Here is a 231-nt window from a genome sequence, read left to right as displayed (position 1 = left end):
GCTAAAGTGTATAACGCAGTGGTTTCCATCTCAATGGCTAGGATGCCATATTGTGCCCATTTTTCATGGTCTGCTTTATCATTGTAAAATTGATCTGCAGTAAATACATTACCAACTTTTAAATTAAGGCCTTTTTCCACACCTGTGTCATATGCCTTTTTTAATAAGCCAAAATCAGCTGTAGGGGCAAAGTCGATTCCATCAAAAAGTAATTTATTCATATTGGAATCA

Annotated in this window: 1 protein-coding gene; it reads right to left on the bottom strand. The window is 35.5% G+C overall.

Annotated features, from left to right (window positions below):
• Positions 1-231 (bottom strand): phosphorylase family protein (locus tag AC1ECF_RS17835; RefSeq protein ID WP_480390769.1); only part of this gene is annotated, 231 nt, incomplete at both ends.

Source organism: Psychrobacillus sp. Z3-81 (assembly GCF_056620325.1).
The sequence above is the reverse complement of the archived record's forward strand: the minus strand, read 5'-3'. Positions and strand labels throughout refer to the sequence as shown.